This window comes from Prauserella cavernicola (assembly GCF_016595675.1).
GTDB classification, from domain to species: domain Bacteria; phylum Actinomycetota; class Actinomycetes; order Mycobacteriales; family Pseudonocardiaceae; genus Prauserella_A; species Prauserella_A cavernicola.
In genome coordinates this window covers 987320-1006946 of the sequence record NZ_JAENJH010000002.1, presented here as the reverse complement: position 1 = coordinate 1006946, position 19627 = coordinate 987320, and the positions used below count along the sequence as shown (strand labels likewise).

Genomic DNA, 19627 nt, shown 5'->3' with positions numbered 1-19627 from the left:
CGCGGCCTGTTGTGTGAGCCAGGTAACAAGTCCTACGCTGAACTCCGAGCTGCACGCCACCACCACGAGAGAAGTGACCGCGATGTCGGGGACTCACCCGGGCGCGGATCCGGTCGGTGAGCTTTTCGCCCGACGCACCGACCCCGTGCTCGATCTGGCAGGACAGGCGGAGGACGTCGCGCGGGCATGCCACGCGATGGCCGTGCGATTCCATCGCGGCGGCAAGCTCGTGGTCTTCGGCAACGGCGGGCCCAGCACCGACGCCCAGCACGTGGCCGTCGAGTTCGTGCACCCCGTCATCGTCGGCAAGCGTGCGCTGCCCGCGATCTCGCTGACCGCCGACGTCGCCACCGTCACCGGCGTGGCCAACCGCGAGGGGCTCGCCGAGGTGTTCGCCCACCAGCTTCGGTTCCTCGCCGATCCGGTCGACATCGCGCTGGGCATCTCCTCGGACGGCAACTGCGAGAACGTGCTGCGCGGCCTGGAGGTCGCCACCGAGCTCGGGCTGCTGACGATCGCGCTCACCGGCGGCGACGGCGGCCGGATCGCCGGTACGCCGGGCCTCGACCACGTGCTCGTCGCGCGGTCCGCCGATCCCAGGGTGGTCAAGGAGGTCCACGTCACCACCTACCACGTGCTGTGGGAACTCGTGCACGTCTTCTTCGAGCAACCGGGGGTGCTGGCTCCGGAGGTGGTCGCATGACCGGCGAGAGAGTCCCCGCCTGCCACGACGGGGTGTGCATCACGTGCTCCGACACCGCGGTGGAGGTCCGGGTCGTCGAGGTGCTGGCACACCGGCTGGCCGTCGTGGACACCGGGCAGGGCCGCGAAGAGGTCAGCGTCGCACTGGTCTCGGCCGGCGTCGGGGACACGATCCTCGTGCACGCCGGAGAGGCGATCGCCGTCGTCAGTTCCTGACACGTCCGCACCCCGCGAAGGGGGTGAGTGTCGATGGCACCCGAGCGTTCCAGGGCGCACACCGACGAGATGGCCGCGCTCTACCCGTTCCTGTACTCCGAGACCAGCGACCTCGACGCCGTGCTGGAGCAGGTCCGACGCTCCACAGTGGACAAGGCGAACGAGATCGTGGAGCTGCGCGACACCGTGCTCGAACGCGATGGCGCCAAACTCGCCGCGTGCGCCGAGGAGATGGCCGCGTCGTTCGCCGCTGGCGGCAGGCTGCTCGCCTTCGGCAACGGCGGCAGCTCCACCGACGCGCAGGACCTCGCGAGCCTGTTCCTGAGCCCGGCCGGTGCCGCGCGGCCGCTGCCCGCGTTCGGGCTCACCAACGACATCGCCGTGGTGACGGCCCTGTCCAACGACATCGGCTTCGACGTCGTGTTCGCCAGGCAGATCGCCGCGTTCGGGCGCGCGGGCGACATCGCCGTCGGGCTCTCCACCAGCGGGAACTCCGCCAATCTGCTCCGCGCGTTCGACGAGGCCGGCAGGCGCGGCATGGTCACGGTCGGCATCGCCGGCTATGACGGTGGGAAAATGTCCGAACTGGACTCCATCGAGTACCTGTTCGTCGTTCCCTCCCCCTCCGTGCACCGGATCCAGGAAGCGCAGACGACCGTCTACCACGCGCTGTGGGAGCTCACCCTCGCCGCGCTGGAGCCGGTCAGCGAAGGGTGATCAGTCGTGACGACAACGGAACCGATGGAAACCGACGTCAAACCCATCCACGTGTTGTGGATCAACGCGGGACTCTCGTGCGACGGCGACTCCGTCGCGCTGACCGCGGCGACACAGCCCAGCATCGAGGAGATCGTGCTGGGCGCACTGCCGGGACTGCCGAAGATCCAGGTCCACTGGCCGCTGATCGACTTCGAGTGCGGACCGGACCAGGGCGCCGACACGTTCATCGAGTGGTTCCACAAGGCCGACCGGGGTGAGCTGGAGCCGTTCGTGCTCGTGGTGGAGGGCTCGATCCCCAACGAGGCGATCAAGCGCGAGGGCTACTGGTGCGGCTTCGGCAACAACCCCGCGACCGGCCAGCCGATGACCACGAGCGAGTGGCTCGACCGGTTGGCGCCCAAGGCACTCGCCGTCGTGGCCGCCGGCACGTGCGCGACCTACGGCGGCATCCACGCGATGGAGGGAAACCCGACCGGTGCGATGGGTGTGCCCGACTACCTCGGCTGGGACTGGAAGTCGCCCGCCGGTATCCCCATCGTGTGCATCCCCGGCTGCCCGACGCATCCCGACAACTTCTCCGAGACCCTGCTGTACCTGCTCTATCAGGCGGCAGGCCAGGCGCCGATGATCCCGCTCGACGACAAGCTCCGTCCACAGTGGCTGTTCGGGTCCACCGTGCACGAGGGCTGCGACCGCGCGGGCTACTACGAGCAGGGCGAGTTCGCCGACGCCTACGACTCACCGACCTGCCTGGTGAAGCTGGGCTGCTGGGGTCCGGTGGTGAAGTGCAACGTGCCCAAGCGCGGGTGGATCAACGGCGTCGGCGGTTGCCCGAACGTCGGCGGCATCTGCATCGCGTGCACGATGCCGGGCTTTCCCGACAAGTTCATGCCGTTCATGGACGAGCCGCCCGGCGCGCACGTCTCGGCGATGGGGAGCAAGGCGTACGGCTCGGTGGTGCGCAAGCTCCGCGACTTCACGATCAAGACCGTTGACCAAGAGCCGAGGTGGCGCGAGAAGGGCAAGCAGTTGCACACCGGCTACCAACCCAGCTGGCAGTGAGGTGGGACCACGATGGCGACGACAGCAGAGCGCAAGAGCGCGGCGACCGAGAAGACGAACCTGGTCGAGATGTCGTGGGATCCGATCACCCGGATCGTCGGCAGCCTCGGCATCTACACCAAGATCGACTGGGCGCAGAAGAAGGTCGTCGAGTGCCACAGCACGTCGTCGGTGTTCCGCGGCTACTCGATCTTCATGAAGGGCAAGGACCCTCGCGACGCACACTTCATCACCAGCCGGATCTGCGGGATCTGCGGCGACAACCACGCGACGTGCTCGGTCTACAACCAGAACATGGCCTACGGGGTGCGCCCGCCGCACCTGGGCGAGTGGATCATCAACCTCGGCGAGTCGGCCGAGTACATGTTCGACCACAACATCTTCCAGGAGAACCTGGTCGGGGTCGACTACTGCGCCAAGATGGTCTCCGAGACCAACCCCGGCGTGCTGGAGCTGGCCAACCGCACCGAGGCCCCGCACGCCGCCGAGCACGGCTACCGCACGGTGGGTGACATCATGCGCTCGCTGAACCCGCTGGAGGGCGAGTTCTACCGCGAGGCGCTGCAGGTGAGCCGCAGTACGCGCGAGATGTTCTGCCTCATGGAGGGCAGGCACGTCCACCCGTCCACTTTGTACCCGGGTGGCGTCGGGACGGTCGCGACGGTGCAGCTGTTCACCGACTACCTGACCAGGCTCATGCGCTACGTCGAGTTCATGAAGCGCTGCGTGCCGATGCACGACGACCTGTTCGACTTCTTCTACGAGGCCCTTCCCGGCTACGAGCAGGTGGGCCAGCGGCGCGTGCTGCTCGGCTGCTGGGGCAGTCTCAACGACCCCGAGTACTGCGACTTCACCTACCGGAACATGGAGGACTGGGGCCGCCGGATGTTCGTGACCCCTGGCGTGATCGTGGACGGCAAGCTCATCACGACGAGCCTGCTCGACATCAACCTGGGCATCCGCATCCTGCTCGGCAGCTCGTTCTACGAGGACTGGGCGGGCAAGGAGAAGTTCGTGACGCACGACCCGCTCGGCAATCCCGTCGACGACCGGCACCCGTGGAACCAGCACACGATCCCGAGGCCGCAGAAGCGCGACTTCGACGACAAGTACTCGTGGACGATGTCGCCGCGCTGGTTCGACGGGACCGACCACCTGGCGCTCGACACCGGCGGCGGCCCGCTCGCGCGGCTGTGGACCACGGCGCTGGCCGGCCTGGTCGACACCGGCTACGTGAAGTCGACCGGCGGCAGCGTGCTGATCAACCTGCCGAAGACGGCCACCAAGCCCGAGGTGACGTTCGAGTGGAAGATCCCGCGCTGGAGCAACGCCATCGAGCGCAACCGGGCGCGCACCTACTTCCAGGCCTACTCCGCGGCGATGGCGCTGCACTTCTGTGAGAAGGCGCTGACCGAGGTGCGGCAGGGCAACACCAGGACGTGGGAGCCGTTCGAGGTGCCGGAGGAGGGCGTGAGCTGCGGCTTCACCGAGGCCGTTCGCGGCATCCTCTCGCACCACATGGTGATCAAGGGCGGCAAGATCGCCAACTACCACCCGTACCCGCCGACGCCGTGGAACGGCAGCGTGCGCGACAGCTACGGCACGCCGGGCCCGTACGAGGACGCCGTGCAGAACACCCCGATCTTCGAGGAGAACTCGCAGGAGAACTTCAAGGGCATCGACATCATGCGCGCGGTACGCAGCTTCGACCCGTGCCTGCCGTGCGGGGTGCACATGTACACCGGTGGCGGCAAGGTCGTCGAGCAGCTGCACACGCCGCACGCGTTCGGCTCGGGGGTGTGATGCGATGGCCGACGCAGGCGCCGTCGCCGAACGCGTCGAGCAACTGCTCGGCGAGCTGGACCACGAACGCCCACAGGTGCGGGAGATCGCCGCGGAGCTCGTCAGAACGCTGATGGGCCTCTACGGCGCCGGGCTCACCCGCGTCACGGAGTTGGCGGACGAGCGCGGACTCGACGCGCTCGCCGCCGATCCGCTGGTGTCAAGCCTGCTCGTGCTGCACGACCTGCATCCGCGCGACACCGAGCAGCGCGTGGCCGCGGCGCTCGACGAGGTGCGCCCCTACCTCGGCTCGCACGCGGGTGACGTCGAGGTGGTGGGCATCGACGACGAGGGTGTACTGCGACTGCGGCTCACCGGCACGTGCGACGGCTGCCCGTCCTCGGCGGTCACCGCGAAGTACGCGATCGAAGACGCCGTGCGCGCGGCGGCGCCCGAGCTGACGGGTGTCGAGGTCGCCGGCGTGGCGGAGCCCGCTGGTCCCGGCGGCAGGCCCTTGCTTCCACTGGACACAGTGGACTGCCCGGTGCCGCGATGAGCACGGGGCTGCGCAAGTTCCTCCGGCCGGCTCCCGCGGCCCGGCCGGGGGAACGCTGCGAGCTGTGCGCCGAGCCCATCGGCGAGGAGCACGGGCACGTCATCGACCTCACCACGCGCGCGATCCTGTGTTCCTGCCGCGGTTGCTACCTGCTGTTCACCAGGCCCGGCGCGGGCGGGTCGCGGCATCGCGCCGTGCCGGAGCGCTACCGGCACGTGGCGGACCTGGAGATCGCCCGCACGCTGTGGGACTCCATCGGCATCCCGGTGCGGATGGCGTTCGTGTTCGAGAACTCCGTGCTGGAGCGCAGCGTCGCCTTCTATCCGAGCCCGGCGGGCGCCACCGAGTCGTTGCTGCCGCTGGGCGCGTGGGACGACCTGCTCGCCGCGGCACCGGGGCTCGCCGACGTCGAACCCGACGTGGAGGCGCTGCTGGTGAACCGCACCGGCGAGGGCTTCGAGTGCTTCCTGGTGCCCATCGACACCTGCTACGAGCTGGTGGGGCTCGTCCGGCTGTACTGGCGCGGCTTCGACGGCGGCAGCGAGGCCCGCACGGCCATCGAGGGGTTTCTCTCCACGCTGCGCGAGCGAGGGGAGGGCGGGTGGCCGAACTGAGCTTCGACTGTCTCGACGTGCGCCCGCTGCGCCACGCGGTGGCGCCGACGCTGCTGTTCCGGCTGCGCATCGCCGAGCTCACCGGAACCCCGATCCACACGATCGCGCTGCGCTGCCAGATGCGCATCGAGCCGCGGCGCAGGCGCTACGACGAACACGAGGGCGAGCTGCTGGCCTACCTGTTCGGCGAGCGCTCGCGCTGGGGCGAGACGCTCAAGCCGATCCAGTTCACGTCCGTGTCCACGCTGGTTCCGGCGTTCACGGGTTCCGTGGAGGCGGAGCTGGCCGTGCCGTGCAGCTACGACCTGGAGGTGGCCTCCGGCAAGTATCTGCACGCGCTCGCCGACGGCGACGTGCCGCTGCTGCTGTTGTTCAGCGGCACCGTGTTCGCCAAGGGAGCGCAGGGGTTCCAGGTGCACCAGGTGCCGTGGCACAAGGAGGCGACCTACCGGCTGCCCGTGGCGGTGTGGCGGGAGCTGATGGACATCTACTTCCCCGGCGAGGGCTGGCTCCGGCTGCGTCGTGACACCGTCGACGCACTGCTGCGCTACAAGTCCGAGCACGCCATCCCCACCTGGGACGCGGCTGTGGACAAACTGCTCGCCGACGCGGGAGGTGGGCGGACATGACCGGCGCGCTGGACACGGCCAGGGCGGTGGGCGACGCCGTGCTCTACGAGGGCTATCTGCTCTACCCCTACCGCGCGAGCGCGGCGAAGAACCGGTTGCGCTGGCAGTTCGGCGTGCTCGTGCCGCCCTCGTTCGCCTCAGCCGACGCGGGTGAGTACGCCACCTCGCGCACCGAGTGCCTGCTGGAGCCCAGACGGCAGGCGACACTGCACCTGCGGCTGCGGTTCCTACAGGCGCAGGCGCGGCAGGTCGTGACACACGGACGGCCCGTGCCGTCAGCCGTCGTGGACGCCGTCGAGTACACGACCTGGGACGAGGCACTGGAGCGCGAGGTCGAGGCCACCCTGCCCGTGGCCGAGCCGCTGGCCCAGCCCGTGGAGGTGCCGTTCACGATCGCCGGGGGCGAGGACGTCGAGAACCTCGGCGACGGCGTCGAGCTGGTGCGCACCCGCCAGGAGCTCACCGGGTCGCTGTGGCTGCGCGCCGAACCGCTGTCCGGGCCGTTCGGCGGGATGCGGCTGCGCGTGGACGTGCGCAACACCAGCGCGTGGAGCGAGCAGGACGCCACCAGGGAACGCGCCCTGCACCACGCGCTGCTCGCCGCGCACGTCGTGCTCGCGGTGGACGGCGGGCACTTCCTGTCGCTGCTCGACCCTCCCGAGTGGGCTCGCCCGGCGGCACGGTCCTGCGTCAACGAGCGCACGTGGCCCGTGCTGGTCAGCGACGACGTGGTGCTGTCCTCGCCGATCATCCTCGACGACCGGCCCGTCATCGCGGCCGAGAGCGCGGGCGAGCTGTTCGACGGCACCGAGATCGACGAGATCCTGACCCTGCGCACGATGGCGCTCACCGACGAGGAGAAACGCCAGGCCCGTGCCACCGACGACCGCGCGAGGGCGCTGGTCGACCGCGTGGACGCACTGCCACCCGAACTGCTGGACCGCCTGCACGGCACCGTGCGCTACCTGCGCTCGGTCACCGGCGAGACCGAGGACCAGCCCGACGTCGAGAACGTGGAGGTGGCGGGGGTGCGGGTGGCGGCCGGTTCGCGCGTCGTCCTGCGGCCTGCCGCCAGGGGCTCCGACGCGCAGGACATGTTCCTGGCCGGACGCGGCGCCACCGTCCACGCCGTGCTGTCCGATGTGGACGGATCGACCTACGTGGCCGTGACGCTCGACGACGACCCGGCCGCGGACCTGCAGGTGGACCACGGTCGCTTCCGCTACTTCGCCCCTGACGAGATCGAACCACGGGAGGTGACCGGATGACCCGCGTGCTCGTGGCTGGAATAGGCAACATCTTCCTGCGCGACGACGGCTTCGGCGGGAAGGTGATCGAACGGCTGCGCGAGGAGGAGCTGCCCGAGTGGGTCGAGCTGGCCGACTACGGGATCAGCGGCGTGCACCTGGCCTACGACCTGCTCGGCGGTTACGACCTCACCGTGCTGGTCGACGCCACGCCACAGGGCTGCGAGCCCGGCACCGTCTTCCTCATCGAGGTGAGCGCGGACCGGCCCGCACCGCACTCGCTGGACGCACACGGCATGCAGCCCGACGCGGTGCTCGGCCTGCTCGACCTACTCGGCGGAGACGCGGGCCGCCTGGTCGTGGTCGGCTGCGAGCCGGCCGACACCGGCGACGGCATCGGGCTCACCGAGCCGGTGGCCGCCGCCGTCGACGAGGCCGTGCGGCTGGTGTGTGATCTGGCCAGACAACACGAGGACACGACGAGGGAAGGTGTGTCATGAAACGACTCCTCACCCTGTTGGCACTCGGCGGCGCGGGCGCGCTGGCGTGGCGCGGTGTCGGCGCGGACGTCAAGCGCTACCTGCGGATGCGCAGGATGTGATCGCCATGTGCCTCGGCATTCCCGGCGAGGTCATCGAGATCCTCGAAGACCGTCCCGATCTGGCGAGGGTGTCGGTCAGCGGCGTGAAGCGGGCCATCAACATCGGCCTGCTCACCGACGACCCGCCCGTGCCCGGCGACTGGATTCTCATCCACGTCGGCTTCGCACTGTCCAAGATAGACGAGCAGGAGGCCGCCGCCGCGCTGGAGTTCCTGGAGAGCATCGGCAAGGCGTACGAGGACGAGCTGGCCGCGCTCCAAGAGTCCCGTATCGATTAGAGGTTCGCGCCATGCGATTCGTCGACGAGTTCCGCGACGCGGAGAAGGCCCGAGCGCTCTCCGCGAAGATCACGAGCCTGTGCGAGCCAGGCAGGCAGTACAAGTTCATGGAGGTGTGCGGCGGGCACACGCACACGATCTACAAACACGGCCTCGAGGACTACCTGCCCGAGAACATCCAGCTCGTGCACGGTCCCGGCTGTCCCGTCTGCGTGATCCCGATGGGCCGCGTCGACGACGCCATCCACATCGCGCGCAGGCCCGACGTGCTGATGACCTCGTTCGGCGACATGATGCGCGTGCCCGGTTCGGGAGGCAACTTCTTCGACTCCAACGCCGAGGGCACCAACATCCGCATGGTGTACTCGCCGCTGGACTCACTGAAGATCGCCAGGCAGAACCCGGACACGCAGGTGGTGTTCATGGCGATCGGGTTCGAGACCACCACGCCCTCCACCGCGATGACCGTGCTGCGCGCCGCCGAGGAGGGGCTGGAGAACTTCTCGGTGTTCTGCAACCACGTCACGATCATCCCGGCCATCAAGGCGATCCTGGACTCGCCGGACCTGCGCCTCGACGGGTTCCTCGGCCCCGGTCACGTGTCCACGGTGATCGGGTGCAGGCCCTACGAGTTCATCCCCCGCGACTACAGCAGGCCCGTGGTGGTGGCCGGGTTCGAGCCGCTGGACATCCTGCAGTCGATCTACCAGCTGATGGTGCAGCTGCGCGAGGGCCGCTGCGAGGTGGAGAACCAGTACTCGCGGGTGGTGCCGTGGGACGGCAACATCGTGGCGCTGCGGGCCATCGCGCAGGTGATGGAACTGCGGCCGTACTTCGAATGGCGAGGGCTCGGTTTCATCTCCCATTCGGCCATGCGGGTCAAGGACTCCTACGCCGACTTCGACGCCGAACGCCGCTTCGCCGTGCCCGGCGTGCGGGTGGCCGACCCGAAGGCCTGCCAGTGCGGCGAGGTCCTCAAGGGTGTGCTGAAACCGTGGGAGTGCAAGGTGTTCGGCACCGCGTGCACACCGGAGACGCCGATCGGCACGTGCATGGTGTCGCCCGAGGGCGCGTGCGCCGCGTACTACAACTTCGGCCGGTTCAGCAGGCAGCGGGTGCGGGAAGCGAGCCACTCGTCATGAGCGCGCCGACCGACCGCGAACAACAGGTGCTCGACCGCATCGACAAGGCGCGCAGGCGTCGGGCCAAGGTGCGCGAGGAACGCGTGACGCTCGCACACGGTTCCGGCGGCAAGGCCACACAGACGCTGGTGGAGGCGATCTTCCTCGACGCCTTCCGCAACCCGTTGCTCGAACCGCTCGAGGACGCGGCCACGTTCACCGCGGGCGAGACCCGGCTGGCGCTGACCACCGACTCGTTCGTGGTGTCGCCGCTGTTCTTTCCCGGCGGCGACATCGGCGACCTCGCCGTGAACGGGACCGTGAACGACCTGGCCGTGTCGGGCGCGCGGCCGCTGTACCTGACGGCGGGCTTCATCCTCGAGGAGGGCTTCGGCATCGAGGACCTCGTGCGGATCGTGCACTCGATGCGCGACGCGGCCGAGCGGGCAGGCGTCGACGTGGTCACCGGCGACACCAAGGTGGTGCAGCGCGGCAAGGCCGACGGCTGCTACGTCAACACGGCTGGCGTCGGCGTATTGGAGCACTCTCACGCACTCGGCGTGGCCACCGCGAAGCCCGGTGATGCGGTGCTGGTGTCGGGCCCGATCGGCGAGCACGGCGTCACGATCATGCTCGCGCGCGGGGAACTCGACATCGACGCCGACCTGGAGTCCGACACCGCACCGCTGAACGGTCTGGTCGCCGACCTGCTCGGCGCCGTCGACGGGGTGAGGGCGATGCGCGACGCCACGCGGGGCGGCGTCGCGACGATCCTCAACGAGGTGGCCAAGGCCGCGGACGTGGCCGTGGTGGTGGACGAGAACGCGATCCCGGTGCGCGACGAGGTGCGCGGCGCGTCCGAACTGCTCGGCATCGACCCGATGTACGTGGCGTGCGAGGGCCGGATGGTCGTGGTGGTCGACGGGGCGCAGGCGGACGCGGCGCTGGCGGCGCTGCGGGCGCACCCGCTCGGCGAGGGCGCGGCGAAGATCGGCCGGATCGTCGACGACCCGCCCGGCCTGGTCCTGCTCAACACCGCGTTCGGGGGCACCCGGATCGTGGACCTGCTGGTGGGAGATCCGCTGCCGAGGATCTGCTGATGCACGAGCTGTCGGTCACCCAGAGCATCGCCGACGCGATCGTGGCGAAGCTCGGCGACACCAAGGTGAGCGTGGTGAGCCTGGAGATCGGCAGACTGTCCGGGGTGGTGCCGGAGTCGGTGCGATTCTGCTTCGACGTGGTGGCGGAGGGCACGATCCTGCAGGGCGCGAGGCTGGACATCGCCCAGCCGCCCGGCCGGGCCCGCTGCCGCGACTGCTCGACGGCGTTCGACCTCGACGACCTGATCCTGCTGTGCCCGTGCGGCAGCGCGAACGTCGAGGTGCTCTCCGGAATGGAACTCAAGATCAAGTCGGTGGAGGTGGCGTGAGATGTGCGCGACGTGCGGCTGCGGGACCGAGGAGCACTCCCACTCGCATTCCCACACGGTGACGATGGAACAGGACGTGCTGGCCAAGAACGACCACCTGGCCGCGCACAACCGCGAGTGGCTGGCCGAGCGAGGAATCCTGGCCGTCAACGTGATGAGCTCGCCGGGAGCAGGCAAGACCACGCTGCTGGAACGCACCGTTCACGAGCTGGGCACCAGCCTGGCCGTGGTGGAGGGCGACCAGGAGACGAGGCTGGACGCGGACCGCATCAGAGCCGCCGGCGCGCCGGTGGTCCAGCTCAACACAGGAGCGGGCTGCCACCTCGACGCCGGAATGCTGCGGCGGGCGCTGGACGAGCTGGACCCGGCGCCGCACTCGGTGGTGTTCGTGGAGAACGTCGGCAACCTGGTGTGCCCGGCGCTGTTCGACCTCGGCGAGGGGGCGCGGGTGGTGCTCATGTCGGTGACGGAGGGTGCGGGCAAGCCGCTGAAGTACCCGCACATGTTCGCGAGCACGGACCTGGTGCTGCTGAACAAGCTGGACCTGTTGCCCTACGTCGACTTCGACGTCGCGGAGTTCACCGAGGACCTGGGCAAGGTGAACCACTCGGCGGAGGTCCTCGGCCTCTCGGCGACGCGCGGCGACGGGATCCCGGAGTGGCTGGACTGGCTGCGCACCCACCCGTCGATGGCGAAGACGGGCGTCCTGCGGTGAGTGCGGTGAGTGCGGTGAGTGCGGTGAGTGCGGTGAAGGGCACCTTTACTGCGTTGAATGCAGTAAAGGTGCCCTTCACCGCGTTCAACCCACCCGGGTCGCCGCGATCACGGCTTGACCGAGGCTCACTCCGCCGTCGTTGGCGGGAACCCTGGAGTGGGTCAGCACCCGGAATCCCCCCGCCTCCAGCGTCGTCACCGTGCGGTGCAGCAGCAGGAGGTTCTGGAACACGCCACCCGACAGCGCTACCGTGCCCAGGCCCGTGCGCTCCCGCAGCCCCGTGCACACCTCGGCGATCACCTCGGCCACTCCGTTGTGGAAGCGCGCCGCGATCGTCTCCCGCGGCACGCCCGCGCGGAGATCGTCCACACCGGACCAGATCAGGTCACTCGCGTGCACGAGCTCGCCGTCCACCCTGGCCCGGTACGCGCCGCGCTCCGCGGGATCGGCCAACTGTTCCAGTTCGATCGCGGCCTGGCCCTCGTAGTTGATCTCCTCGCGCACACCGAGCAGCGCCGCGACAGCGTCGAACAGCCTGCCCGCGCTGGACGTCCACGGCGAGTTCGTGCCGGCGCGCGCCAGCGACACCACAGCGGTCCAGTCCGCGCCGTGCCTGCGGGCGACGTCGAGATCGGTCTCGCCGAGGTGGGCCGCAGCCATGCGCCACGGTTGCCTGATCGCCGCCACCCCGCCCGGCATCGGCACCGGCGCCAGGTGCGCCGCCCGCTCGAAACCGGCCAGGTCCGCCACGAGGAACTCGCCTCCCCAGATCGTGCCGTCGGTACCGAATCCCGTGCCGTCGAACGCGACTCCGAGCACCGGTCCCCGTTCGCCGTTGTCAGCCAGGCACGACGCGATGTGGGCGTGGTGGTGCTGCACGCCCACCAGCTCCACATCGGACTGTTCCAGCGCGTACTTCGTCGACAGGTACTCCGGGTGCAGGTCGTGGGCCACCACCTCGGGCCGGATGTCGAAGAGGCTGCCGAGATGGGCGATGCCGTCGGTGAACGCGCGCAACGTCTCGTAGTTCTCCAGATCGCCGATGTGCTGGGATACAAACGCGTGCCGGTCCTTGGCGAGACAGAACGTGTTCTTCAGCTCGGCCCCGCACGCCAGCACGGGCCGCGGGAACTCCAGCGCCACCGGCACCGGTTCCGGGGCGTAGCCACGCGAGCGCCGCTGCACCTGCACCGTGCCGCGGAACGGCCGCACCACCGAGTCGTCGGCGCGGATGTGGATGGGCCGGTCGTGGGTCAGGCAGGCATCGGCGATGCCACCGAGCCGGTCGGCCACGTCCTCGTCGCGGTGGACGATCGGTTCGTCCGAGACGTTGGCGCTGGTCAGCACGATCGGCCTGCCGACATCACCGATTAGCAGATGGTGCAGCGGCGTGTACGGCAGCAGCAGCCCCAGGCTGCGGTTGCCTGGAGAGACGTCGCGGGCCACCGGTGCGCCCGGCCTGCGCGGCAGCAGCGCGATCGGCGCGCGGCGGCTGGTGAGCACGCGTTCGGCGAGCACGTCCACCTCGCACAGCTCGCGGGCCGCGGCGAGATCGGGGACGAGCACGGCGAACGGCTTGTCCTCGCGGTGTTTGCGGCTGCGCAGCGTCGTCGCCGCGCGCTCGTCACCGGCGTCGACGGCCAGGTGGTAGCCGCCGAGCCCCTTGACCGCGAGTACCCCACCCGCGCCGAGCAGGTCGACCGCGGCGGCGAGCGCGGCCTCTCCGTACGCGTCGCCGAGACGCAGCCGGGGGCCGCACACCGGGCAGCACACGGGCTGGGCGTGGAACCGGCGATCCTCGGGGTCCACGTACTCCCTCGCGCAGTCCGCGCACATCGGGAACCCCGCCATCGTGGTGAGCGGGCGGTCGTAGGGAACGCCGCGCACGATCGTGAAGCGGGGGCCACAGTTGGTGCAGTTGACGAACGGATAGCGATACCTGCGGTCGCCTGGGTCGGCCAACTCGGCGAGACAGTCGGCGCACGTCGCGCTGTCGGCCGAGACCAGGGTGGCCGCGGCACCGCCCCGGCTGGGCACGATGCGGAACCCGCCGTCGCCCGCCACCGGGACCTCGTGCACGGTCACCGCGTCGATCGCGGCGAGCGGCGGGGCCTCGGACTCGAGCGCGGCGAGGAAGGTGCTCAGCTGCTCCGGCGAGCCCTCGACCTCGATGAACACCCCGGCCGGGTCGTTGCCGACGAGCCCGGAGAGACCGAGCCGGCCCGCGAGTGTGTGGACGAAGGGCCGGAACCCCACGCCCTGCACCACACCCTCGACCCGCACCGCGGTCCGCACGCGCCGGTCCATCAGCCCAGTGTCCGCCTGGAACCGGGCTCGGGCCAGCGGCTCAGCCGACGATCAGCACCTCGAGCGTGCGCGGGCCGTGCACACCCTCCACGCGATCCAGCTCGATGTCACTGGTCGCCGACGGTCCGCTGATGAACGTCAGGGGCCGCCCGGGCTCCAGCCGCGCCAGCGCCTCCGGCACGCTCACCGACACCTGGTCGGCCCGCACCACGCACAGGTGGTAGTCGGGCACCAGGCTCAGGATCCGTCGCCCCTGCGCGACGCCCGCGTCGAGCACGATCGTGCCCGTCTCCGCGATGGCCACCGCGCAGCCAGTCAGCACACCGTCCACAGTGTCCAGTTCGCCCAGCGGCAGCGGCGGGTCGTCCGGCACCCACGTCACCGAGGGCACGCGCCACCGCGGCGGGACGTCGGCTGGCACCGCGACCGTCGACACCGAGCGCCGCGCGAGGCACTCTCCGATGGAGTCCGGCACCTCGGCCTCGGTGACCCGGTGCACGATCGCCTTGTAGTCGGCGACGCGCTCGTCCAGCAGGTCCAGCGGGTCGGCCACGGTGCGCGTGCGCTCGTAGTCCCTCGGGATCGGCGCCGCCGACGGCCGGTCGATGGCCCGGATGCGGGCCAGGATCTCGTCACGGGCGCTGAACACGGTTCTTCCTCCACCACGCACGGAAGGACTCCTTCGGCACCGCGGGCGCGTCGCGCGAGTCCGTCCACTTCGCACCTGGTCCGGGCAGTCGTTTGATCCGGCCGTCGCGGGCGAGCAGGCGCGACAGCGACCCCGCCTTCTGCGCGGCCTCGTACCGCTTCGCGTCGCCGAACACCCACGCCGCCGCGGCCATCGCGATCGCCTCGGGAGTCCGCTTTCCCTTGGCCTGCACGGCTTCCGCGCGCAGGTGGGTGAGCACCTCGGGGATGTTGATCCGCACCGGGCACACCTCGTAGCAGGCGCCGCACAGCGACGAGGCATACGGCAGCGACGCCGCTTGCTCGTCGTGCGGGTCGTCCACGAGCTGCGGCGCCAGGATCGCACCGATCGGACCCGGGTACACCGAGCCGTACGCCTGGCCGCCGGTGCGCTCGTACACCGGGCACACGTTGAGACACGCCGAGCAGCGGATGCAGCGCAGCGCCTGCCGCCCCACCTCGTCGGCGAGGGTGGCGGTGCGCCCGTTGTCCAGCAGCACCAGATGGAACTTCCGCGGCCCGTCGCCGGGCGTCACTCCGGACCACACCGAGGTGTAGGGGTTCATCCTCTCCGCCGTGGACGAACGCGGCAGCAGCTGCAGGAAGACCTCGAGGTCTTGCCAGCTCGGCACCAGCTTCTCGATACCCATCACAGTGATCAGCGTTTCGGGCAGGGTCAGGCACATGCGGCCGTTGCCCTCGGACTCCACCACCACGATCGAGCCCGTGTCGGCGACCGCGAAGTTGGCGCCGGAGATGGCGACCTTCGCCGAGAGGAACTTGCGCCGCAGGTGCTTGCGCGCGGCCTCGGCGAGGTCGGGCGGCTCGTCGGAGGCGGGCTCCTCGGCCATCTTTTTCCGGAAGATGTCGCGGATCTCGGCGCGGTTGCGATGGATCGCGGGCACCAGGATGTGCGAGGGCCGGTCGTCGCCGAGCTGCACGATCAGCTCCGCGAGGTCGGTCTCCACGGCCTTCACCCCACCGGCCTCGAGCGCCTCGTTGAGACCGATCTCGGCGGTGGCCATGGACTTGACCTTCACGACCTCGTCGGTGCCCTCGGCGCGCACGAGGTCGAGCACGATGCGGTTGGCCTCCTCGGCGTCGCGCGCCCAGTGCACGACGCCGCCGCGCGCGGTGACCGCCTCCTCCAGTCGCACCAGGTAGGTGTCGAGGTTGGCGAGCACGTCGTCCTTGACGGCCTCGCCGGCGACCCGCAGCCGCTCCCAGTCGTCGAGCTCGGCGACGACCCCGGCCCGCTTGGTGCGGATCGTGGTGGTGGCCTTGCGCAGGTTGCGGCGCAGCTGCGTGTCGGTCAGCGCCTCACGCGCGGCCTTGGGGAACACCGGGCTCCCCAGCCAGGTCACCGGGTTGCGGCCGCCCATGGCTCCTCCTCCGTGCTCGCCAGGATCTCCGCCAGGTGCACCGTCTGCACGCCCGTGCGCAGCCGCGACAGTCCGCCGCCGATGTGCATGAGGCACGAGTTGTCGCCAGCGCTGAGCACCTGCGCTCCGGTGTCCTGCACGCACCGCATCTTGTCGGCCAGCATCGCCGTGGAGGTCTCCGCGTTCTTGAGCGCGAACGTGCCGCCGAAGCCGCAGCACTGTTCGGCCTGTGGCAGCTCCACCAGCTCGAGGCCCTTCACAGCACGCAACAGGTCGAGCGGTTTCTCGCCGACACCGAGCATGCGCAGCGAATGACACGTCGGGTGGTAGGTGACGCGGTGGGGGAAGTACGCGCCGACATCGGTCAGGCCGAGGACGTCGACCAGGAACTCGCTCAGCTCGTAGGTGCGCTCCACGGCGGGACTCGTGCCGCACAGGTCCGGGTGGATCTCGCGGACCATGCCGCCGCAGGAGCCCGAGGGCGCCACCACGTAGTCGTAGCCACCGAACACCTCGGCGTAGTCGCGGGCCAGTGGCTTGGCGTGTTCCTGGTAGCCGGTGTTGAAGTGCATCTGCCCGCAACACGTCTGCGCGAGCGGGAAGTCGACGTCGCAGCCGAGTCGTTCCAGCAGGCGGACCACGGCCTTGCCGGTGTCGGGGTAGAGCGTGTCGGTGAGACAGGTCGCGAACAGCGCCACGCGCGGTGCGCTCATGCCTGCCCCACCCGTTCCCCGGCGCGGCGCCAGGCCATCGGATCTCCTTCGGGTTCGTAGCGAGCCAGTGGCGTGCTGGCCGGCACCTCCTCCAGCACCCCCGCGGCCCTGGCCTGCACGAACGCATTGCCGAGCGCGCTGGCCTCCACCGGTCCGGCGAGCACCGGCAGGCCGCAGGCGTCGGCGGTCAGCCGGCACAGCGGCTCGTTGAGCGCGCCACCGCCGACCAGGTGCACCACGTCCAGCTCGCGGTCGGCGAGCCCGGCCGCGGTGCGCAGCGAGTTCGCGTGCGCCAGTGCCAACGACTCCAGGATCGTGCGCACCACCTGGGGCGGTGTCTCCGGAACGGGCTGGCCTGAGTCCCTGCAGGCCTGTGCGATGCGCGCGGGCATGTCGCCCGGTGGCAGGAAAACCGGGTCGTCCGCATCCACAATGGACCGGAATGCGGGTTCCCGCATCGCCGCCGTCAGCACGTCGTCGAGCCTAGTGTCGCGCCCGTGTGCGCGCCATACCTTCATCGACTCGCTGAGCAACCACAGTCCCATCGTGTTGCGCAGGAAGCGCACCGTGCCGTCGATCCCGGCCTCGTTGGTGAAGTTCGCGGCCCGCGCCTGCGGGCTCAGCACGGGAGCGGGAAGGACGAGCCCCGCCAGCGACCACGTGCCGCACGAGACGTAGCCGAACCGGTCGCCGGAGGCGGGCACCGCGGCGACGGCCGATGCCGTGTCGTGCGAGGCGACGGCCAGCACCGGCACACCACCGGGAGCGGTGCCGATGCGCTCACCTGGCTGCCGCAGCGGCGGCAGCAGTCCCGGCGGCAGCCCCGCCTTGGCGACCAGCTCCGCCGACCACGTGCGCGTGGTGGCATCGAGCAGCGCGGTGGTGGACGCGTTGGTCACCTCGGCGCCGAGTTCGCCCGTCAGCCGGTGGGCGAGCAGGTCGGGCAGCAGCAGCATCGTCCTGTGCTCCAGCCGCCCCTCCGGCTCGGAGAGCAGCTGGTAGATCGTGTTGAACGGCAGGTACTGCAGGCCCGTGATGCCGTAGAGGGTCTCGTCGTCGACGCGCTCACGCAGCCGCCGCGCCATGCCCTCGGTGCGCGGGTCGCGGTAGCTGCGCACGTCGCCGTCGAGCCTGCCGTCGGAGTCGACGAGCCCGTAGTCGACCGCCCACGAGTCGATGCCGATCGACACCGGCTCCGCGCTCTCGCACTCGCGCAGGCCCGCGAGGACCTCGCCGGACAGCTCCTCGAAGTCCCAGCGAAGCCCTCCGCCTGGCCGCTCGCGCGGACCGGTCGGGAAGCGGCGGATCTCGGTGAGGTCGATGGTCCCCTCGCGCACCCGGCCGAGCATGACGCGCCCGCTCGTGGCGCCGAGGTCGACGGCGACGAACGCCGTCACCGGCCCACCTCGACCAGCGGCACGCCCAGCAGACTCGCCACCGCGCGCAGCTCCACGGCGCGGTGCCCGACGCCGAGCGCCCAGTGATGAGCGACCCCGCTGGCGGACCACTCGTCGGTCCACTCACCGGGATCGCGGCCGAAGTCGACGCGGCTCGTGGTGTTGCCGATGCGCATCAGCGGGCCGTCCACCACCTCGCCCTCCGACACGATCAGCGAGTACCGGCCGTCGCGGTCCTGGCCGAGGCCGCACAGCGTCACCGGCCCGTGCGCCACGTCGAACTCGACCGAGACGCCCCAGCCCCGTTTGCCGTGGTAGACGCCGAGGCCGCGCAGCAGCGGCTTCTTCGCGCTGATCGCCAGGTGCGCCGGGCCGTCGTGACCCATCTCGACGTGCCCGCGTTCGAAGTCGAGCGCCTGCAACTCAGTGAACGACCCGCCGGCGCCGAGCACGTCCATGATCAGCATCGCGAGGCTCGTGCGCAGCTCGTACTCGCCCGCGGCCGGGATGCCGCGCGCGGTGAGCAGGCTCGCCCCGAGGATCATCCCCGCGCCGAGCCGCTCGTGGGTCTCCCCGTCGAGCCCGCGGTGATAGTAGGCGAGGCTGTCGAGGTCGAAGTCGGCGACGAGCCGGTCGAGGCCCACCGCGACCTTGGCTCCCCAGTCCAGGTCCTCGCGGTTCACCGACGCGTCCAGCTCGAAGATCGACTCCGCCTCCTCGACCTTGGCGGCCACCTCGGCGTCACCGACCTGCTCCACGCGCACGCGCAGGTCGTCGAACTCCAGCACCTCCACGTGCCCGCCGAAGTGGGCGCTGACCATCGTGAGGTCGGTGGAGACGTCGTACATGCCGGGGTAGAGGTGCCCCATGAGCCCGTGCCTGCCGTGGCGCAGCGCCGTGCGCACCGACGCCGCCGAGATCCAGCCGCCGATCTTGGCCCAGGCGCGCTCGTCGCGCAGGTAGCCGGACACGCTGCGGAACTCCACGCCCGCGCGGCGGAACGTGTTCGCCATCTCCGGCAGCGGGCACGCGCCGCAGTAGGCGAGCCACTGTCCGGTGTCGACGGTCGCGTGGTCCATCGACTCGGTGGGCTGCAGGTTGATCAGCAGCACCGGAGCGCCGCTGCGCTGCGCGATCGGCATGAGCATCGTGGCCGTCATGTACGTCGTGAGGAACCCGACGATCAGGTCGCAGTCAGCCGCCCGCAGCTTCTCCGCGGCGGCCGCGCCCTCCTGGGCGTCGGAGATGAACCCGACGTCCACGATCTCGGCGGCACCGTTCCCGTGGGCGGCGATGCGCTGGCTCACGTACTCCGAGGACCGCCGCAGTGTGGGCAGCAGGTCGGGGAACTGGGGCCAGTAGGCGCCCAGCCCTCCGGCGACGAGCCCGATCTTCGGCCTGCGCTTGCTCATGATCTCCTCCACTCACCCAGGAAAAGCCGGTCCGCTGCGGTGAAGGGCACCTTTACT

At 70.2% G+C, this 19627-nt stretch carries 22 protein-coding genes; 16 read left to right on the top strand and 6 right to left on the bottom strand.

Annotated features, from left to right (window positions below; genetic code table 11):
• Positions 1-82 precede the first annotated feature (82 nt).
• From JHE00_RS11550 to hypB, 16 genes are read left to right on the top strand one after another with little or no spacing between them, the layout of a single operon-like run.
• The gene (locus JHE00_RS11550) at positions 83-703 is read left to right on the top strand and encodes a D-sedoheptulose-7-phosphate isomerase (protein WP_200317733.1); all 621 of its coding nucleotides are present in this window, start codon (positions 83-85) and stop codon (positions 701-703) included.
• Positions 700-918: a HypC/HybG/HupF family hydrogenase formation chaperone gene (locus JHE00_RS11545; protein ID WP_200317731.1), complete on the top strand. Its 219-nt coding sequence runs from the start codon at positions 700-702 to the stop codon at positions 916-918. The genes JHE00_RS11550 and JHE00_RS11545 overlap by 4 nt, the downstream gene beginning before the upstream one ends.
• Positions 919-951: 33 nt before the next feature.
• The gene (locus tag JHE00_RS11540; protein WP_200317729.1) at positions 952-1635 is read left to right on the top strand and encodes a D-sedoheptulose-7-phosphate isomerase; all 684 of its coding nucleotides are present in this window, start codon (positions 952-954) and stop codon (positions 1633-1635) included.
• Between the two features lie 24 nt (positions 1636-1659).
• Entirely contained in the window at positions 1660-2700 is a 1041-nt protein-coding gene (locus tag JHE00_RS11535) for an NADH-quinone oxidoreductase subunit B family protein (protein WP_200318324.1), read from the top strand.
• A 12-nt stretch (positions 2701-2712) separates the two neighbouring features.
• On the top strand, positions 2713-4503 hold the full coding sequence (locus JHE00_RS11530; RefSeq protein WP_200317727.1) for a nickel-dependent hydrogenase large subunit: 1791 nt from the start codon (positions 2713-2715) through the stop codon (positions 4501-4503).
• 4 nt (positions 4504-4507) lie between these two features.
• Positions 4508-5038: a NifU family protein gene (locus JHE00_RS11525; RefSeq protein ID WP_200317725.1), complete on the top strand. Its 531-nt coding sequence runs from the start codon at positions 4508-4510 to the stop codon at positions 5036-5038.
• On the top strand, positions 5035-5652 hold the full coding sequence (locus JHE00_RS11520) for a DUF5947 family protein (RefSeq protein ID WP_200317723.1): 618 nt from the start codon (positions 5035-5037) through the stop codon (positions 5650-5652). Before JHE00_RS11525 ends, JHE00_RS11520 begins: the two co-directional genes overlap by 4 nt.
• The gene (locus JHE00_RS11515) at positions 5640-6281 is read left to right on the top strand and encodes a DUF6084 family protein (RefSeq protein WP_200317721.1); all 642 of its coding nucleotides are present in this window, start codon (positions 5640-5642) and stop codon (positions 6279-6281) included. The genes JHE00_RS11520 and JHE00_RS11515 overlap by 13 nt, the downstream gene beginning before the upstream one ends.
• Entirely contained in the window at positions 6278-7549 is a 1272-nt protein-coding gene (locus JHE00_RS11510; RefSeq protein ID WP_200317720.1) for a hypothetical protein, read from the top strand. The genes JHE00_RS11515 and JHE00_RS11510 overlap by 4 nt, the downstream gene beginning before the upstream one ends.
• Positions 7546-8028 carry a hydrogenase maturation protease gene (locus JHE00_RS11505; protein ID WP_200317719.1) on the top strand — a complete coding sequence of 161 codons (483 nt, stop codon included), beginning with the start codon at positions 7546-7548 and terminating at the stop codon, positions 8026-8028. The genes JHE00_RS11510 and JHE00_RS11505 overlap by 4 nt, the downstream gene beginning before the upstream one ends.
• Positions 8025-8129 carry a DUF6893 family small protein gene (locus JHE00_RS36060; RefSeq protein ID WP_372440431.1) on the top strand — a complete coding sequence of 35 codons (105 nt, stop codon included), beginning with the start codon at positions 8025-8027 and terminating at the stop codon, positions 8127-8129. Before JHE00_RS11505 ends, JHE00_RS36060 begins: the two co-directional genes overlap by 4 nt.
• Positions 8130-8134: 5 nt before the next feature.
• Positions 8135-8407 (top strand): HypC/HybG/HupF family hydrogenase formation chaperone, encoded by a 273-nt coding sequence (locus JHE00_RS11500; protein ID WP_200318323.1) that lies wholly within the window; start codon positions 8135-8137, stop codon positions 8405-8407.
• Positions 8408-8418: 11 nt separating this feature from the next.
• Positions 8419-9549, top strand: coding sequence for a hydrogenase formation protein HypD (hypD, locus tag JHE00_RS11495; RefSeq protein WP_200317718.1), 1131 nt, complete (start codon positions 8419-8421; stop codon positions 9547-9549).
• On the top strand, positions 9546-10628 hold the full coding sequence (hypE, locus tag JHE00_RS11490) for a hydrogenase expression/formation protein HypE (RefSeq protein ID WP_200317717.1): 1083 nt from the start codon (positions 9546-9548) through the stop codon (positions 10626-10628). The genes hypD and hypE overlap by 4 nt, the downstream gene beginning before the upstream one ends.
• The gene (gene hypA, locus JHE00_RS11485) at positions 10628-10957 is read left to right on the top strand and encodes a hydrogenase maturation nickel metallochaperone HypA (protein ID WP_200317716.1); all 330 of its coding nucleotides are present in this window, start codon (positions 10628-10630) and stop codon (positions 10955-10957) included. Before hypE ends, hypA begins: the two co-directional genes overlap by 1 nt.
• A 1-nt stretch (position 10958) precedes the next feature.
• The gene (hypB, locus tag JHE00_RS11480) at positions 10959-11672 is read left to right on the top strand and encodes a hydrogenase nickel incorporation protein HypB (RefSeq protein ID WP_200317715.1); all 714 of its coding nucleotides are present in this window, start codon (positions 10959-10961) and stop codon (positions 11670-11672) included.
• Between the two features lie 84 nt (positions 11673-11756).
• Here the strand turns inward: hypB and hypF are convergent, their stop codons facing one another.
• Genes hypF through JHE00_RS11450 form a run of 6 tightly spaced genes read right to left on the bottom strand, consistent with a single transcriptional unit; the run spans position 11757 to position 19570 of the window.
• Positions 11757-13979: a carbamoyltransferase HypF gene (gene hypF, locus JHE00_RS11475; protein ID WP_200317713.1), complete on the bottom strand. Its 2223-nt coding sequence runs from the start codon at positions 13977-13979 to the stop codon at positions 11757-11759.
• 40 nt (positions 13980-14019) lie between these two features.
• Positions 14020-14628, bottom strand: coding sequence for a LutC/YkgG family protein (locus JHE00_RS11470; RefSeq protein ID WP_200317711.1), 609 nt, complete (start codon positions 14626-14628; stop codon positions 14020-14022).
• Positions 14612-16048, bottom strand: a complete 1437-nt coding sequence (locus tag JHE00_RS11465) for a LutB/LldF family L-lactate oxidation iron-sulfur protein (protein ID WP_200317709.1) — start codon at positions 16046-16048, stop codon at positions 14612-14614. Before JHE00_RS11465 ends, JHE00_RS11470 begins: the two co-directional genes overlap by 17 nt.
• A complete protein-coding gene (locus tag JHE00_RS11460; protein ID WP_200317707.1) occupies positions 16027-16761 on the bottom strand; it encodes a (Fe-S)-binding protein in 735 nt (244 codons plus the stop codon). Before JHE00_RS11460 ends, JHE00_RS11465 begins: the two co-directional genes overlap by 22 nt.
• Positions 16758-18158 carry a rhamnulokinase gene (locus JHE00_RS11455; RefSeq protein WP_200317705.1) on the bottom strand — a complete coding sequence of 467 codons (1401 nt, stop codon included), beginning with the start codon at positions 18156-18158 and terminating at the stop codon, positions 16758-16760. Before JHE00_RS11455 ends, JHE00_RS11460 begins: the two co-directional genes overlap by 4 nt.
• Positions 18155-19570, bottom strand: a complete 1416-nt coding sequence (locus tag JHE00_RS11450) for an L-fucose/L-arabinose isomerase family protein (protein WP_200317703.1) — start codon at positions 19568-19570, stop codon at positions 18155-18157. The genes JHE00_RS11455 and JHE00_RS11450 overlap by 4 nt, the downstream gene beginning before the upstream one ends.
• Positions 19571-19627 lie beyond the last annotated feature (57 nt).

Bases quoted from the DNA above. Each gene is read 5' to 3' on its own strand.
- JHE00_RS11550 (WP_200317733.1), top strand. From the start codon at position 83: ATGTCGGGGACTCACCCGGGCGCGGATCCGGTCGGTGAGCTTTTCGCC.
- JHE00_RS11545 (WP_200317731.1), top strand. From the start codon at position 700: ATGACCGGCGAGAGAGTCCCCGCCTGCCACGACGGGGTGTGCATCACG.
- JHE00_RS11540 (WP_200317729.1), top strand. From the start codon at position 952: ATGGCACCCGAGCGTTCCAGGGCGCACACCGACGAGATGGCCGCGCTC.
- JHE00_RS11535 (WP_200318324.1), top strand. From the start codon at position 1,660: ATGGAAACCGACGTCAAACCCATCCACGTGTTGTGGATCAACGCGGGA.
- JHE00_RS11530 (WP_200317727.1), top strand. From the start codon at position 2,713: ATGGCGACGACAGCAGAGCGCAAGAGCGCGGCGACCGAGAAGACGAAC.
- JHE00_RS11525 (WP_200317725.1), top strand. From the start codon at position 4,508: ATGGCCGACGCAGGCGCCGTCGCCGAACGCGTCGAGCAACTGCTCGGC.
- JHE00_RS11520 (WP_200317723.1), top strand. From the start codon at position 5,035: ATGAGCACGGGGCTGCGCAAGTTCCTCCGGCCGGCTCCCGCGGCCCGG.
- JHE00_RS11510 (WP_200317720.1), top strand. From the start codon at position 6,278: ATGACCGGCGCGCTGGACACGGCCAGGGCGGTGGGCGACGCCGTGCTC.
- JHE00_RS11505 (WP_200317719.1), top strand. From the start codon at position 7,546: ATGACCCGCGTGCTCGTGGCTGGAATAGGCAACATCTTCCTGCGCGAC.
- JHE00_RS36060 (WP_372440431.1), top strand. From the start codon at position 8,025: ATGAAACGACTCCTCACCCTGTTGGCACTCGGCGGCGCGGGCGCGCTG.
- JHE00_RS11500 (WP_200318323.1), top strand. From the start codon at position 8,135: ATGTGCCTCGGCATTCCCGGCGAGGTCATCGAGATCCTCGAAGACCGT.
- hypD (WP_200317718.1), top strand. From the start codon at position 8,419: ATGCGATTCGTCGACGAGTTCCGCGACGCGGAGAAGGCCCGAGCGCTC.
- hypE (WP_200317717.1), top strand. From the start codon at position 9,546: ATGAGCGCGCCGACCGACCGCGAACAACAGGTGCTCGACCGCATCGAC.
- hypA (WP_200317716.1), top strand. From the start codon at position 10,628: ATGCACGAGCTGTCGGTCACCCAGAGCATCGCCGACGCGATCGTGGCG.
- hypB (WP_200317715.1), top strand. From the start codon at position 10,959: ATGTGCGCGACGTGCGGCTGCGGGACCGAGGAGCACTCCCACTCGCAT.
- hypF (WP_200317713.1), bottom strand. From the start codon at position 13,979: ATGGACCGGCGCGTGCGGACCGCGGTGCGGGTCGAGGGTGTGGTGCAG.
- JHE00_RS11465 (WP_200317709.1), bottom strand. From the start codon at position 16,048: ATGGGCGGCCGCAACCCGGTGACCTGGCTGGGGAGCCCGGTGTTCCCC.
- JHE00_RS11460 (WP_200317707.1), bottom strand. From the start codon at position 16,761: ATGAGCGCACCGCGCGTGGCGCTGTTCGCGACCTGTCTCACCGACACG.
- JHE00_RS11450 (WP_200317703.1), bottom strand. From the start codon at position 19,570: ATGAGCAAGCGCAGGCCGAAGATCGGGCTCGTCGCCGGAGGGCTGGGC.